At 61.0% G+C, this 15,107-nt stretch carries 16 protein-coding genes; 13 read left to right on the top strand and 3 right to left on the bottom strand.

Annotation, left to right across the window (positions count from 1 at the left end):
* Window positions 1-15: 15 nt before the first annotated feature.
* A complete protein-coding gene (locus tag ABIE33_RS19770) occupies window positions 16-831 on the bottom strand; it encodes a DUF2189 domain-containing protein (protein ID WP_429128355.1) in 816 nt (271 codons plus the stop codon).
* A gap of 161 nt (window positions 832-992) precedes the next feature.
* Here ABIE33_RS19770 and ABIE33_RS19765 point away from each other — a divergent pair, with 161 nt between their 5' ends.
* Together ABIE33_RS19765 and ABIE33_RS19760 are read left to right on the top strand one after the other, a co-directional pair.
* On the top strand, window positions 993-1,547 hold the full coding sequence (locus ABIE33_RS19765) for an RBBP9/YdeN family alpha/beta hydrolase (RefSeq protein WP_429128354.1): 555 nt from the start codon (window positions 993-995) through the stop codon (window positions 1,545-1,547).
* A 91-nt stretch (window positions 1,548-1,638) separates the two neighbouring features.
* Entirely contained in the window at window positions 1,639-4,191 is a 2,553-nt protein-coding gene (locus ABIE33_RS19760; RefSeq protein ID WP_429128352.1) for a sensor domain-containing protein, read from the top strand.
* A gap of 57 nt (window positions 4,192-4,248) precedes the next feature.
* Here the strand turns inward: ABIE33_RS19760 and ABIE33_RS19755 are convergent, their stop codons facing one another.
* A complete protein-coding gene (locus ABIE33_RS19755; protein WP_429128350.1) occupies window positions 4,249-4,563 on the bottom strand; it encodes a DUF1476 domain-containing protein in 315 nt (104 codons plus the stop codon).
* A gap of 335 nt (window positions 4,564-4,898) precedes the next feature.
* Between ABIE33_RS19755 and purC the strand changes: the two genes are divergently transcribed.
* The 4 genes from purC to ABIE33_RS19735 all read left to right on the top strand — a co-directional run bounded on the left by purC (window position 4,899) and on the right by ABIE33_RS19735 (window position 7,340).
* Window positions 4,899-5,663 (top strand): phosphoribosylaminoimidazolesuccinocarboxamide synthase, encoded by a 765-nt coding sequence (gene purC / locus ABIE33_RS19750; protein ID WP_077961137.1) that lies wholly within the window; start codon window positions 4,899-4,901, stop codon window positions 5,661-5,663.
* 32 nt (window positions 5,664-5,695) lie between these two features.
* The gene (gene purS, locus ABIE33_RS19745) at window positions 5,696-5,938 is read left to right on the top strand and encodes a phosphoribosylformylglycinamidine synthase subunit PurS (RefSeq protein ID WP_025427152.1); all 243 of its coding nucleotides are present in this window, start codon (window positions 5,696-5,698) and stop codon (window positions 5,936-5,938) included.
* 267 nt (window positions 5,939-6,205) lie between these two features.
* Window positions 6,206-6,877, top strand: a complete 672-nt coding sequence (purQ, locus tag ABIE33_RS19740; protein ID WP_429128346.1) for a phosphoribosylformylglycinamidine synthase subunit PurQ — start codon at window positions 6,206-6,208, stop codon at window positions 6,875-6,877.
* Between the two features lie 55 nt (window positions 6,878-6,932).
* Window positions 6,933-7,340, top strand: coding sequence for a hypothetical protein (locus tag ABIE33_RS19735; RefSeq protein ID WP_429128343.1), 408 nt, complete (start codon window positions 6,933-6,935; stop codon window positions 7,338-7,340).
* A gap of 257 nt (window positions 7,341-7,597) precedes the next feature.
* On the opposite strand, the gene ABIE33_RS19730 is transcribed toward ABIE33_RS19735, so the two are convergent.
* Window positions 7,598-7,903 (bottom strand): DUF1127 domain-containing protein, encoded by a 306-nt coding sequence (locus ABIE33_RS19730; protein WP_429128341.1) that lies wholly within the window; start codon window positions 7,901-7,903, stop codon window positions 7,598-7,600.
* A 31-nt stretch (window positions 7,904-7,934) separates the two neighbouring features.
* Between ABIE33_RS19730 and ABIE33_RS19725 the strand changes: the two genes are divergently transcribed.
* The 7 genes from ABIE33_RS19725 (at window position 7,935) to ABIE33_RS19695 (ending at window position 15,067) form a co-directional block, all read left to right on the top strand.
* Complete coding sequence (locus ABIE33_RS19725) at window positions 7,935-9,353, top strand: PLP-dependent aminotransferase family protein (protein WP_429128339.1); 1,419 nt, start codon at window positions 7,935-7,937, stop codon at window positions 9,351-9,353.
* A gap of 135 nt (window positions 9,354-9,488) precedes the next feature.
* Window positions 9,489-10,025, top strand: a complete 537-nt coding sequence (locus ABIE33_RS19720; protein ID WP_429128336.1) for an acyloxyacyl hydrolase — start codon at window positions 9,489-9,491, stop codon at window positions 10,023-10,025.
* Between the two features lie 195 nt (window positions 10,026-10,220).
* Window positions 10,221-12,461: a phosphoribosylformylglycinamidine synthase subunit PurL gene (purL, locus tag ABIE33_RS19715; RefSeq protein ID WP_429128334.1), complete on the top strand. Its 2,241-nt coding sequence runs from the start codon at window positions 10,221-10,223 to the stop codon at window positions 12,459-12,461.
* A gap of 19 nt (window positions 12,462-12,480) precedes the next feature.
* Complete coding sequence (locus tag ABIE33_RS19710) at window positions 12,481-12,714, top strand: BolA/IbaG family iron-sulfur metabolism protein (RefSeq protein WP_053247510.1); 234 nt, start codon at window positions 12,481-12,483, stop codon at window positions 12,712-12,714.
* A gap of 7 nt (window positions 12,715-12,721) precedes the next feature.
* On the top strand, window positions 12,722-12,964 hold the full coding sequence (locus tag ABIE33_RS19705; RefSeq protein ID WP_053247511.1) for a hypothetical protein: 243 nt from the start codon (window positions 12,722-12,724) through the stop codon (window positions 12,962-12,964).
* Window positions 12,965-13,099: 135 nt separating this feature from the next.
* Window positions 13,100-13,438 carry a Grx4 family monothiol glutaredoxin gene (grxD, locus tag ABIE33_RS19700; RefSeq protein ID WP_429128330.1) on the top strand — a complete coding sequence of 113 codons (339 nt, stop codon included), beginning with the start codon at window positions 13,100-13,102 and terminating at the stop codon, window positions 13,436-13,438.
* 393 nt (window positions 13,439-13,831) lie between these two features.
* Window positions 13,832-15,067 carry a multidrug effflux MFS transporter gene (locus ABIE33_RS19695; protein WP_429128327.1) on the top strand — a complete coding sequence of 412 codons (1,236 nt, stop codon included), beginning with the start codon at window positions 13,832-13,834 and terminating at the stop codon, window positions 15,065-15,067.
* Window positions 15,068-15,107 lie beyond the last annotated feature (40 nt).

Raw genomic sequence — 15,107 nt, 5'->3', positions numbered from 1 at the left:
GCTGGCCGTTTGTCGTTATCGCGTGCGGCTACGGGGGCCTGGCTCAACCATCTTGCGATACATGTGCCATGTCGCGTGGCCGAGGATCGGCATGATGACGGCGAGGCCGACAAAGACCGGGATCGACCCGATCAGCAGGCCGGCCGCAACGATCAGTCCCCAGAAGGCAACCGGTATGGGGTTGACGAGAGTTGCGCGGATCGATGTTTCGACGGCTGCCACTGCGCCGACGTCCCGATCGATCAGCAACGGGAACGACACCACGCTGATCGACAGCACGATCGCGGCAAAGACGAACCCGACGGCGTTGCCGACCAGGATCAGGTTCCAGCCTTGTTCCGTGCTGACGATGCCGTTCCAGAAGGCGACGATCGATGCCGGCGGTTCGGCGCTGAAGATCCTGATGTAAAGCGCCTGGGCCACCAATAGCCAGGCGATGAAGATGAAGAAGAGCATCGCTGCTACGGCCACGATGGAGGGCAGCGCCTTGGAACGATGCAGTCGGAAGGCGTGAGGCCACGACGTGTCCATGCCGAGTTCGCGACGCCTGCTGATCTCATAGAGTCCGATGGCCGCGACCGGCCCGATAAGGGCAAAGCCCGAGGCAAGCGGATAGAGCAACGGCAGCATGTTGGCGCCCGCGCTCCACGTCATGAGCACGGCACCGGCGATGGGATAGATCAAGCAGAGAAAAACGTAGTGAGACGGCTTTTCGCGAAAGTCGCTGAACCCAAGGCGCAACGCGTCCATCACGTCAGCCAGGCCGATCTTTCTTATTCCGGGATGGGCGACACTCGCGTCCGCTCCCGACAGAACATGGAATGTTGTCATGGCTCACACTCCTCAACCACCACAGAGCGGTCCCGGACCAGCGACAACGGCAAAACTCGAGCCGCATCGACCGCGACCTGCATTCTCGATTATACATAAAATGATGCCTCTGTCGCCTACGCCTTGACTTCGACGATTTTCGACGCCACATCGCGGCCATTATGAAACTTTCCGACGCCCATATCCTGATCGTTCCCGGCTACACCAACTCCGGCCCTGACCACTGGCAGTCCCGCTGGGAGAGAAAAATGTCGACCGCCCGCCGCGTGGAGCAGGCCGAATGGGCCAAGCCCGTGCGTGAGGATTGGGTGGCGCGCATGGTCGAGGAGGTCAATGCCGCAGAAAAGCCGGTGGTCATCGTCGCCCACTCGCTCGGCGTCGCGACCGCGGTCCATGCCCTGCCCCACGTCGAAAAGAAGATTGCCGGCGCCTTCCTGGTCGCCCCGCCTGATGTCGCCAATGCCGCGATCCGGCCGAAGCACCTCATGACCTTCGGCCCCTATCCCCGCGATCCGCTGCCGTTCCCATCGCTGATGGTCGCAAGCCGCAACGACCCGTTCGGCTCCTATGAGCATGCCGACGAAATCGCCAAGTGCTGGGGATCGCTGCTGGTGGATGCCGGAGAATCTGGCCATCTCAATACCGAGTCCGGGCATGGCCCCTGGCCGGAAGGCACGATGGTCTTTGCGCAGTTCCTCAGCCGCCTTCAATCCTGATCGCACTGCGAATAAGACGACACGGCATTAATCCGAAGTTCATGGTCCGCGATCATCATCGGCCGGCAACAAATGCTGGATCGTGGGATACGTGAGCGGACCGAAAGATCCCATCAGGAGCGAACGCCGCGCGTCGGCGAAGCCCAACATCGTCACGCAACCGACGCTGGACCAGCTGCCGGTGGCGGTCCTCGTTGTCGACGAAACAGGGACGCTCATTTCGGCAAACCCCTATGCCTGCGATCTTTTACGCCTTCTGCCGGCAGAGTTGCTCAATCGGTCTCTCCATGACCTTGTTCATGCTGACGATCGTCACCTGTTGATGCCCGCCGGTGCGTCGCAACCATCCTTGTCCGCCCAAACGATCCGCTTGCATGGCGCGGTCGACACCGTTTCACTGGTTTGCACCTGTTCTGCAATGGCGGGCAACCGCTTGTTGCTGATGCTGCCGGTCGACCACCTGATCGCCGAGATTGCGGGGCTTCGCAACGACGAGACGCGATGGAAGTATGCGCTGGAAAGTGCGCTTGAAGGCGTCTGGGATCACGATTTTTCGACCGGCAATCTCTTCTATTCCGCCACGTGGAAGCGCCTGCGCGGCCTTCCTGAAGACGCCCAGGTCGACGGCTCGCTCGATCGCTGGATCGAGAATGTGCATCCTGACGACCGTGCCCACGTGGTGGCCTCGATCGCACGCCAGGATTCAGGCGAAGTCACCTACAACACCTTCCAGTACCGCGAACGCCATGCGGACGGACATTGGGTCTGGATCGAAAGCCGCGGCGCATCCGTCGCCTATGGAGAGGACGGCAAGCCTACTCGCATCATCGGCACCGACACCGACATTACGCCGCGCAAGGAGGCCGAGGCGCGGCTGGAGGAAATTTCGCGGCGGCTGAGACTTGCCCTCGACGTATCGAAGATCGGGGTCTTCGACCATAATCTTGAAACGCAGGAGACGCTCTGGGACGAACGTATCCTCGGCATCTATGGCCTCGACCCCAAGGCCGGCGCGCCGAGCGGCCGCAACTGGGAAGACATGCTCCACCCCGACGACCGCGAAAAGGCGATCGCCCGCGTCAATGACGGCGTGGCGGCGGGTGCCCCCTTCACCAATGCGTTCCGCATCGTCCTGGCGAATGGAGAAATCCGGCACATTCGCGCCAACACGGCATTCTATGTCGACCGCGACGGTACCCGCAAACTGATCGGCGCGAACTGGGACGTGACCGAAGACATCGCGCTGCAGGAAGAACTGCGTAAGGCCAAGGCCGCAACCGAGGCCCGCAACCGCGAGCTTGAGGAAGCGCGCATCCGTATCGAATACAACGCGTTGCACGACTACCTGACGGACCTGCCGAATCGGCGCTATCTCGACCAGATCCTGGCGGACGATCCTACGCTCAACGCCATCCTCCACCTCGATCTCGATCGCTTCAAGCAGATCAACGACACGCTCGGGCATCAGGCCGGCGATGCGATGTTGACCCATGCGGCCGCAATCCTGCTGTCTCATGCCGACCAGGACGATTTCATCGCCCGCATCGGCGGCGACGAATTCGTCATTCTTTGCCGGCGCGGCCGTGGCCTGGATGAGCTTGGCGATCTGGCCGCCCGCATCGTGCATGCGTTCCGGCGGCCCATTCCCTATGACGGCCAGCTTTGCCGGCTCGGCGCCAGCATCGGTATCGCCTGGAGGGGCGACAGCGACACCGATCCAAAACAATTGCTGATGAATGCCGATATCGCGCTCTATCGGGCCAAGAGCCTCGGTCGCGACCGCTTCGAGGTGTTTTCCGAGCAGATCCAGAACCAGATCCTCAGCGCCAAGCGAACCGGCGACGACATCCGTCAGGCTATCGAAGAAGGGCAGTTCGTGCCCTACTATCAGCCGCAGTTCGACGCCCACTCGTTGGAGTTCACCGGCGTCGAAACCCTGGTGCGATGGGACCATCCCGAACGCGGCATCCTCGCTCCCATCCATTTCCTGAAGGTAGCCGAAGAGATCAACGCCCTGCCCGCGATCGACAGGAACATCGTCGAGATGGCCTATTCCGATTTTGCGGCCTGGCGGCGTGCCGGTCTCGCGGTCCCCAAGATCTCGGTCAATGTCTCCTCGCGCAGGCTGCGCGACCCGAGCCTGATCTCAGACCTTCGCGCCATGAACATCCCACCTGGTGTAATGTCTTTCGAGCTGCTGGAATCCATCTTTCTCGACGACCTCGAAGACGAGATTGCCGCGACGATCACCGCGCTCAACACGCTCGGTATCGAGATCGAAATCGACGACTTCGGCACCGGCCACGCCTCGATCATCGGCCTCCTCAACCTCAACCCGGCCCGCCTGAAAATCGACCGGGCGCTGGTGGGGCCGATCACCGAAAGCGCCAAGCAGGCAAAGCTCGTTCGCGCCATCATCGACATCGGGCATTCGCTCAATATCAAGGTGGTGGCCGAAGGTGTGGAGACGTGGGAGCACGCGGCGATGCTGAGGGAGCTTGGCTGTGATATTCTGCAGGGCTACGCACTGGCAAAGCCGATGAGCCGCACCGATTTTGAAGAACGCATCAGAAGCGGCTGGACACCGTCGCCGGCCGCCGAATCGACGCCGGAAAAAGGGCGCAGATACAAGGCAGCCAAATAAAAACCGCCCGGCTTTTCAGCCGAGCGGCCATGTCGCGAGCCGTCTGGCTGCCCGAAATTACTTGCTCTGAATCTGCTCGATCGCTTCGCCGAGAAGCTCGAGCATGCGCACGCGAATCTGCTCTTCGCTCTGCGCCACGCCGGCGGCATCGAAATCGGCCTTGATCTTGCGCACGACGTCCTCGTGGCCGACCTCTTCGAAATCGGCCGCAACGACTTCCTTCGCATAGGCATCTGGGTCGCTCTTGCCGAGCAAGCCGGCAGCCCAGAGACCAAGAAGCTTGTTGCGGCGCGCCTCAGACTTGAACCTCAGTTCCTCGTCCAGCGCAAACTTTGCTTCAAAGGCCTTTTCGCGATCCTGCATCGTCGTCATCAATTGATCTCCCGTGAGAATTCCATGCCGGAAATAGTTATGGCCATAAACCAAAACAGTGGTCAAAGTGCAATGCGAAGTTTTCTTGTTTCCTGACTTTCGTGGTACCGTAAGCATGTCGCGCAAAGGTGTGCAGCGGTTTTGCGATAACGGCATGCGGGAAATCAGAGATCTGAGTCGCAAGGAGCGAATCTGGCAGGTCGCGACACGCTTCAGGTAAATCAGGGGAAGGGAAGATACGCCGATTGTGAAATGCGTTCTTTTCAGCTATGGACCCCGTGAGAAGACTCCACTAGCGCGACCCAAGTGCGCCAACAACCACAGAGACAGTATCCATGAATCGTCGCCGCCGTATCTACGAGGGCAAGGCAAAGATCCTCTATGAGGGTCCCGAGCCGGGCACGCTGATCCAGTTTTTCAAGGACGACGCGACCGCCTTCAACAAGAAAAAGCATGACGTCATCGACGGCAAGGGTGTGCTGAACAACCGGATTTCCGAGTATATCTTCACGCATCTGAACCGTATCGGCATTCCAACGCACTTCATCCGCCGTCTCAACATGCGCGAGCAGTTGATCAAGGAAGTCGAGATCATCCCGCTTGAGATCGTCGTGCGCAATGTTGCCGCCGGCTCGCTGGCAAAGCGCCTCGGCATCGAGGAAGGCACCATCCTTCCCCGTTCGATCATCGAATTCTACTACAAGGCCGATGCTCTTGATGACCCGATGGTCTCCGAAGAGCATATCACCGCGTTCGGTTGGGCAAGCCCGCAGGAACTCGATGACGTCATGGCGCTTGCCATCCGCATCAACGACTTCCTGACCGGCCTGTTCCTCGGCGTCGGCATCCAGCTCGTCGATTTCAAGATCGAGTGTGGTCGCCTGTTCGAAGGCGACATGATGCGCATCATCCTGGCGGACGAAATCTCGCCGGACAGCTGCCGTCTGTGGGACATCGAGACCAAGGAAAAGCTCGACAAGGACCGCTTCCGCCGTGATTTGGGCGGGCTGGTCGAGGCCTATCAGGAAGTGGCTCGCCGTCTCGGCATCATGAACGAGAACGAGCCCGTGCGCGGCACTGGCCCCGTTCTGGTCAAGTAGTTTCTGGTCAAGTTAGTTCGGGGAAAGTGAAAGTGATCAAGGCACGTGTAACCGTGACGCTGAAGAATGGCGTTCTCGATCCGCAGGGCAAGGCAATCGAGGGTGCGCTCGGCGCACTCGGCTTCGACGGCATCGGCCAGGTCCGCCAGGGCAAGGTGTTCGATCTGCAGATCGAGACCGGCGACAAGGCCAAGGCCGAGGCCGACCTCAAGGCGATGTGTGAAAAGCTGCTCGCCAACACGGTGATCGAAAACTACACCATCTCCCTCGCCTAACGGCGGCGGAGCGCCGCGGATGGCCTGACGTGACGGCCAGCGTGATCTGGAAATAATGAGGGGGCCCATCTGGCATGGGCCATCCCCATTCAGATCAGCCGGACGACATCGAAGGCACATTCTGTCCGCGGCTCGATGGTTTCAAAGTAGCAGGATGCAGTGCATCCAATATCGGCCCCGAGCGCAGGCAACTGCGCTTCGGCCGCATCGGAAACCGCCTCGAATTGCATGAGCTTCAAGAGGCGCAGGCAGGGTTTGAACCGCACCATGAAGTCAGCCGTCGTCCAGCTTCCAGGCCTCAACCGCGATCGCGACATGATCGCTGCCCTCACCAAGATCTCCGGCAAGGCGCCCGTGACCGTCTGGCAGACGGAAACGGAGATCCCGGATGTCGACCTGATCGTCATCCCCGGCGGTTTTTCCTACGGCGACTATCTGCGCTGCGGGGCGATTGCTGCGCGCATGCCGGTCATGCAGGCGATCAAGGCGAAGGCTGAAAAGGGCGTCAAGGTTCTCGGCGTCTGCAATGGCTTCCAGATCCTGGTCGAGGCCGGTCTTCTGCCGGGCGCGCTGATGCGCAACGCGTCGCTCAAGTTCGTCTGCCGCGAGGTCAAGCTCGAAGTCGTCAACGCCGACACCGACTTTACCCGCGCCTATTCCAAGGGACAGATCATCCGCAGCCCGGTCGCTCACCACGACGGCAACTATTTTGCTGACGCGGAGACCCTGAAGACGATCGAAGGCAACGGCCAAATCGTCTTCCGCTACGCCGAAGGCACCAATCCGAATGGCTCGATGGGCGATATTGCCGGCGTGATGAACAAGGCCGGCAACGTGCTCGGCATGATGCCGCATCCGGAGAACCTGATCGAAGCGGCTCATGGCGGCGCCGACGGCCGTGGCATCTTCGCTTCCGCTCTCGAAGTAATCGCCGCTTAACCGTCCCGCTGATAGAAGGCATCCGACCATCCCCTTAACGCAAGCGAGACCGTCGATGCCTTCAATCTTCACTGGACGCCTGACCGGCCCCGCTTGCGCGGCATTCGCCTTGATGCTTCTGGCGTCGTGCCAATCGCCGCGCCCGCCGGCACCGACGGCAAGCTCGGCAGCCCTGCCGACGATGGAACGCGTTGCGCTTGGCGCCAACAGCTGCTGGTTCAAGTCAGGCGATCCGGCCTTCAAGAGCTACCGGCTCGCCCCTGAACTCAATTCCTTCTCGGGACGCCCCCGTATCCTGATCGTACCGCGCAAGTCACCCGAAGCACGGCCGCTTGCCGTCGTTCAGGCGGAAGGCCAGCCGGCACGACTCCAGGCATTCGGGCCGCTCATGAGCGAACCGGTCGGCACCCGCATGAGCGCAGATATCCGCCGTTGGGCTGCTGGCGGCCAGGGCTGCAACTGATCAAGCCACCGATTGAGCGTTCGGACGCTGCGGCCCTGGCGCGCTCAGCGTTCGCCAATGCGCGTCGCGATCTCTACTGCATGTTTCCTTAAATCGTATTCGATTTAAGGATAAAAACATGCAGCAATTCAATGTGCTACAGCGACCTTTGCGCGTCTGATAAGACGCGCGGCGCTGTAGGATACGCTTACTGCGCTTCGAGTTTTTGCCATTCGCATGCCGTTTCGCAAACCACTGCACAGTTTGCGCGGCGCCCGTTAACGCCAGAACGCCACAGACGATTCTCGCCGGGCATCCCTTTCGCAAACACCGATATCGCTCAATTGCCAGTCGCTCATTTCTTCGAGCGCCAAGCGGCTGCGTCTCTTGGCCGCCAGAAAACAATAGAGCCGCCAAAGGCGTTGAAGCGCGCTCTTCGCACTTCCCGAAAATTCGACGTCGAACCCGGCCTTGCGGCGCACGCGAGGGGCCTTGTCCACACTTGGCGAGCAAATTGTATCAATTGTACTCATTGTAGGCTCCAATGCATCGATTGAAATCATTGCATTGGTGATAATTGACATATTTCGCCCTGTAATCTAGATAATTGTCACTATGACAAATTGGCTCCCGGACATTCAGCAGGGTCATGGTCCGCTTTATGCGCGGATCGCCGACCAGATCGAACAGGCAATTGGCGAAGGCGCCCTGCCCGTCGGCGCAAAATTGCCGCCGCAGCGCAATCTCGCCTATGACATTGGTGTCACCATTGGCACCATTGGACGCGCCTACAATATCGTGCGCGAACGCGGCCTCGTCAGCGGCGAGGTCGGGCGCGGAACCTATGTGCTCGATCACCAGGAAAGCCGCCCGCCGGAACAGGCCGACCCGCTGACCACGTCCTTGGCCGGCACGCGGCCGCTCATCGCACCCGCGGGTAAGCTGCGGTTCGACAGCACTGCAGCACCGGATATCGGCCAGGGCCACGTCTTGAGTGAACTCTTGAGCGAAATCAGCCACGACCACCACGCCGACATTGCCAGCTACGCGCGCAATTTCCCGGATCACTGGTTCGAGGCCGGATGCCAATGGCTGGCACGTGGTGGTTTTCGTCCCTCGCCCGAAACGATTGTGCCGACGCTGGGAGCGCATGCGGCGGTTATCGCCGTGATCGCGGCAGTCACCTCGCCCGGTGATCGTATCGCCTTCGAGACATTGACCTATTCCCAGGTCAGTCGCAGCGCCGGCCTGATCGGGCGGCGCACGACCCTGATGGAATCGGATGAATTCGGCCTGATCCCCGACGATTTCGAGCGGGTCTGCGCGCAGCAGCATCCCAAGCTCGCCTTTCTGATGCCGAGCGCGCAGAATCCGACCGTCGCCGTCATGCCGCTTGCCCGGCGTCAGGCAATTGCCGACATCGCGCGCAAATACGGCGTCTGGCTGGTGGAGGACGATCTTTACGGTGCCATGACCGGCGATCCGACGCCGCCTTTGGCAGAGCTTGCGCCTGAACGGACCTTCCTGGTCGGAGGTCTTTCAAAGTCGGTCGCTGCTGGTGTGCGCGGCGGCTGGGTCGCCTGCCCTCCCCATTTCAGCCAGCGCATCCGCATTGCTCACAAAATGGTCAGCGGCGGCCTGCCGTTCATCCTGGCGGAGCTTTGCGCGCGGCTTGTTCTCTCCGGCTCGGCCACCATTCTGCGAAGCAAAGGTATTCAAGAGATCCGGGCGCGCGAGGCGATGGCGCGCGAAGTGTTCGACGGTATCGAGTTCAGCTCGCATCCGAGCGTTCCCTTCCTATGGATGAAGCTGCCGGAGCCATGGCTCTCCGGCACGTTCAAGCAGGCAGCACTACAGGAGGGCGTGCTCGTCGACGACGAGGACGAATTCAAGGCTGGCCGGGCGGACCGCGTCTTCCACCGTATTCGCATAGGCTTCTCCTCACCCGCCGACCGTGCCGAGGTGCGCCGTGGCTTTCAGACACTGAGGCGGCTGCTCGACAGCGGGCGAGCGGGCTACGATAGTTTCGACTGATAACCCGGATCCGTGGGGTGACTTTCGCGCAAGGCTGAGCATCATATGTTTTAGCAGTCTTGCGTAGATCGATTCACTTCAAGGATTCGGAATACCGAAATTGCTCATTTTCATTCGTCGTTCAGCCTCGCGACGGTGTCGCTTGTTCTTGCCAGTCTAGTTTCGACCGTACCTGCCATCGCCGGCGGCGGCATTTTTGATGAGATGCGGTTCGGAACGACCGCCTCGATCAGCAATGGTGACAAGCGCGAACACGGCGTCTTTCCCTCCGTCACCGTCTTCTTCGATCCGCTCGACGCTGACAGTGCCAAAGATCTCGGCGAGAAGTTGCTGCGACCGCGCATCCATGCGGGCGCTGCCATCGCGACTTCGTCCGACGGCGCCAATGAAGTCTATGGCGGTTTGAGCTGGACCTTCGATGTGACGAAACGCTTCTTCGTCGAGCTTGGCGCCGGCGGCACCGTGCATGATGGCGAATTGCACGCCGACGGCGCATCCGGGCCAAAGCTCGGCTGCCGCCTGCTCTTTCGCGAATATGCCGCGGCCGGCTTCAGATTCGACGAGCATTGGAACCTGTCAGCGACGGTGGAGCATGCCTCGCATGCCGAGCTTTGCTACGGTTCCAACGATGGCTTGACCCGTGCCGGCCTCGCGCTCGGCTACAAGTTCTGACAGGTCGGCACCACTGCGGCGCGTGAGGACCTCAAAAAGGGCGGCAACCGTTGTTGATCGCCCGTATTTTTCTGTCGCGCCGCGCCGCAGCATACGCTAAAGAAGCCGCAAAGCGCCCCCTGTGTCTGTTGCGGTTCGCACGCGCCATATCCCGTGGAAGGATTGCGCGCCGCCCGAAGGATTTGACGGTCGACGATGACGATTTCCAACACCCGCCCCATCACCCCGGAACTCATCGCCTCGCACGGGCTCAAGCCCGATGAATACGAGCGCATTCTCGGCCTGATCGGACGCGAGCCGACCTTCACCGAGCTCGGCATCTTTTCGGCGATGTGGAACGAGCACTGCTCCTACAAATCTTCGAAGAAGTGGCTGCGCACGCTGCCGACCAAGGGTCCGCGCGTCATTCAGGGCCCGGGCGAAAACGCCGGTGTCGTCGACATCGATGACGGCGACTGCGTCGTCTTCAAGATGGAGAGCCACAATCATCCGTCCTACATCGAGCCCTACCAGGGAGCTGCGACCGGTGTTGGCGGTATCCTGCGCGACGTCTTCACCATGGGCGCCCGCCCGGTTGCGGCGATGAACGCCTTGCGCTTCGGCGCGCCGGATCACCCGAAGACCCGTCACCTCGTTTCCGGCGTCGTCGCCGGCGTCGGCGGCTACGGCAATTCCTTCGGTGTTCCAACCGTTGGTGGCGAAGTCGAGTTCGATGCCCGCTACAACGGCAACATCCTTGTCAACGCCTTTGCCGCCGGCCTCGCCAAGAGCGATGCGATCTTCTACTCCAAGGCCGAAGGCGTCGGCCTCCCGGTCGTCTATCTCGGCGCCAAGACCGGCCGTGACGGCGTCGGCGGCGCGACAATGGCGTCGGCCGAGTTCGACGAATCGATCGAGGAAAAGCGTCCGACCGTGCAGGTCGGCGACCCCTTCACCGAAAAGTGCCTGCTCGAAGCATGCCTGGAGCTGATGCAGACCGGCGCTGTCATCGCCATCCAGGACATGGGTGCAGCCGGTCTCACCTGCTCGGCCGTCGAAATGGGCGCCAAGGGCGATCTTGGCATCGAGCTTAACCTCGACACCGTTCCGGTGCGCGAAGAGCGCATGACGGCTTACGAAATGATGCTCTCGGAAAGCCAGGAGCGCATGCTCATGGTGCTGGAGCCGGCCAAGGAAGAAGTCGCCAAGGCGATCTTCGTCAAGTGGGGCCTCGATTTTGCGATCGTCGGCAAGACCACCGACGACCTGCGCTTCCGCATCCTGCATCAGGGCGAAGAAGTCGCGAACCTGCCGATCAAGGAACTGGGCGACGAAGCGCCGGAATACGACCGTCCCTGGACCCCGGCCAAGGTCCCGACGGCACTTCAGACCAACGACATACCGCAGACGGATGTTGCCGACGCGCTCGTGCAACTGGTCGGTTCGGCCAACAATTCGTCGCGCCGATGGGTCTACGAACAGTATGACACGCTGATCCAGGGCAACTCCCTGCAACTGCCGGGCGGTGACGCCGGCGTCGTGCGGGTCGAAGGCCACCAGACCAAGGCGCTGGCCTTCTCCTCCGACGTGACGCCGCGCTACGTCGAGGCGGATCCGTTCGAAGGCGGCAAGCAGGCGGTTGCCGAGTGCTGGCGCAACCTGACGGCGACCGGCGCGTTGCCGCTGGCGGCAACCGATAACCTCAATTTCGGCAACCCGGAGCGTCCTGAAATCATGAGCCAGCTGGTCCATGCCATTAAGGGCATCGGCGAGGCCTGCACGGCCCTCGATTTCCCGATCGTTTCCGGCAACGTGTCGCTCTACAACGAGACCAATGGCCAGGGAATCCTGCCGACCCCGACGATCGGCGGCGTCGGCCTGATCAAGGACTGGTCGAAGATGGCACGCATCCGTTTTGCCGCTGCCGGCGAAACGATCCTTCTCGCCGGTGCGCCGGAAGGCCTCGGCTCGCACATCGCCCAGTCTGTCTATATGCGCGACGTTCACGGCCGCACGGACGGTCCGGCGCCGCATGTCGATCTGGCGCATGAGCGCAAGGTCGGCGACTTCGTTCGGAGCCTGATCGTCGACGGCCTGGCGACATCTGTTCACGACTGCTCGTCCGGCGGCTTGGCTCTCGCCGTCGCAGAAATGGCGATGGCTTCTGATATCGGCGCGAGGGTCGATGCGGTCGAAGGTCATGATCCGATTGCTGTTTTCTACGGCGAGGATCAGGGGCGCTATGTGCTGACGGTTGCGGCCGGCAACGTCGCTGCCGTTCGCACTCGTGCGGAAAAGGCGGGCGTTGCCCTGCCGGAAATCGGCATGACCGGCGGCGATGCCGTCAAGCTCGGCGCAGCGCGCGCCGTCGCAATTCAGCAATTGCGCTCGGCCCATGAATCGTGGTTCCCTGACTTCATGGACGGCGCCAGCAACGCTGCTGCCGCCGCAGAATAATAAAGGGAGTTGGCGTATCATGCCCATGGCACCAGGCGACATCGAAGACATGATCAAGGCAGGAATTCCCGGCGCCAAGGTCACGATCCGCGATCTGGCCGGTGACGGCGACCACTATGCCGCCGAAGTCGTGGCCGAAGCGTTTCGTGGCAAGACACGGGTGCAGCAGCACCAGATGGTCTACAACGCGCTGAAGGGTAACATGGGTGGCGTCCTGCACGCGCTCGCCCTTCAGACGAGTGCACCGGAGTAGGCCTAACATGGCCGACCTGATCAAGGAACTGGTCAGCGGCGTTGTCGACAGCGCGCTGAAGGAAATCCTGAAGAAGACCGGCGTCAAGCGGACCGCGACGAAGCGGACGAAGCGCCGGACGCGCAAGGCAGCGACTGGCGGCATTCTGGGCGATATCCTGGAAGCCGCCATCGGCAAGCCGGCCAAGAAACAGGTGAGCCGGCGGCGAACCGCCAGCGCACGCAGCAAGGCGCGGCGACGTTCGGCTTGAGCAGTTGTATTAAAACCACATCTTGAGGCCCATCAATATTTGTTGCACTCGGGTGATGAAAATCACCGATATGCATGCTATCTAAGGCCCAATCGATATCCGGTCCTTGAAACCGGGCGCAGGAAGGATGAAAAGATGAGCGAAATTCACGAATTCATCGCAAATGAAGTCAAGACCAACGACGTGGTGCTCTTCATGAAGGGTACGCCGCAGTTCCCGCAGTGTGGGTTCTCCGGCCAGGTGGTCCAGATTCTCGATTACATCGGCGTCGACTATAAGGGGGTCAATGTCCTTGCCGATGCGGACCTGCGCCAAGGCATCAAGGACTATTCGAACTGGCCGACCATCCCTCAGCTTTACGTGAAGGGTGAGTTCGTCGGCGGTTGCGACATTGTCCGCGAAATGTTCCAGGCTGGCGAACTCCAGTCGCATCTGCAGGAACAGGGAATTTCGGTCAAGGGCGCTGCTGCCTAAGTCAGGCCGCCACCTCCGATCTGGTCGGAAAAGGCGGGCGACCGCCTTTTTTGATTCCGGAAATAGATCCGGATCGTCTAATTTTCGTTGTTCTTTTCTAGGCGGAACACACTCTCGTTCTGTCATGAAGCGGTCGCGATAAATCGGCATAAGCAGCCTGAAAGGGCGTTCGCCCGTCCCCACGCTCCGGCTTGGCCCGGCTGCCCACCGCCGAAAGTCCCTTTCGCTTCAAATCGGATGCCGCTTGCACCGCTTTGCCGGACCAGGCCCGTCCCCTCAAACGACACTCGACATGCCGACCGGCATTTTGCCAGCCGACGTCGCCTCTTTCCGGAACAAACTCCGGTCTTGACCTATTTCGGTTGCGCTCGGCGCGCCGCAAGGATTTTGCCTATGACGACCATGACAGACGAAGCGGCCGCTCCCGGCCTCAGCAAGTTTCAGTTCATTGCCCTGATGGCGATGCTGATGGCGGTCAATGCAATCTCGATCGACATCATGCTGCCCGGTCTGCAGGAGATCGGTGCGAGCCTCGGCGTCACCGACGAAAACCATCGGCAATATGTCATCACCGCCTATCTCATCGGCATGGGCGTTGCGCAGCTGTTCTTCGGCCCGTTGTCGGATCGTTTCGGCCGCAAGGCGCCATTGCTCGCCGGGCTTGGCATCTACGGCATCTGCGCGGTCGCCATCGCCATCGTGCCGACCTTCAGCGCCCTGCTGGCGCTGCGTTTCGTCCAGGGCATCGGCGCTGCGGCAACCCGCGTCATCACCGTGTCGATCGTCCGTGACGTCTATGGTGGCCGTCGTATGGCCGAGGTGATGTCGCTGATCATGATGGTGTTCATGATCGTGCCGGTCATCGCGCCGAGCGTCGGACAGTTGATCATGATCTTTGCCGAGTGGCACATGATTTTCGTCGTCATCGCACTCTTCGCTTTTATGATGGCAACGCTCGTCGTGTTCCGGCTTCCGGAGACGCTCAATCCGGACCATCGCCGCGCCTTCACGCCGTCCGTGATCCTCAACGGCTTCAAGATCGTTCTGACCAACCGGTTGTCGCTTTTCTATACGTTGGCGACATCCGTCATCCTCGGTGCCCTCTTCGGCTTCATCAACTCAGCGCAGCAGATCTTCGTCGGGGTCTACGGGCTGGGTCTGTGGTTCCCGGTCGTGTTTGCGGCATTTGCCGGAATGATGGCGGTGGCGTCCTTCACCAACTCGCAGCTCGTTCGGCGCTTCGGCATGCGGGCGTTGTCGCATGCCGCGCTGCTCGGCTTCACACTCGCGAGCTTCCTCTGGATGGCGGCGTCGCTCTATGGCCCGGTGCCTTTTGCGCTCTTCGTGGTCCTTTATGGCGCTGCGATGTTCCAGTTCGGGCTGATCGCGTCGAATTTCAATGCGATGGCGATGGAGCCGCTCGGCCACGTCGCCGGCACGGCCTCCTCGGTGCTCGGCTTTACCCAGACCATCGGCGGCGGCGTCATCGGCGCCTTCATCGGCCAGGCCTTCGATGGGACGGCGACACCGCTTGCCATCGGCTACTTCACAGTGGCTGCGATCGGCGTCGTCTTCGTTCTCATCGCCGAACGCGGAAAGCTGTTCAAGGCACACAACCCGGCAGGCTGACCGCAGCCTGCCGTTCGGATTTCTCCTCCCAGATCTGCTC

Source organism: Ensifer sp. 4252, from assembly GCF_050434565.1.
In the GTDB taxonomy this organism is placed as follows: domain Bacteria; phylum Pseudomonadota; class Alphaproteobacteria; order Rhizobiales; family Rhizobiaceae; genus Ensifer.
The sequence above is the reverse complement of the archived record's forward strand: the minus strand, read 5'-3'. Positions and strand labels throughout refer to the sequence as shown.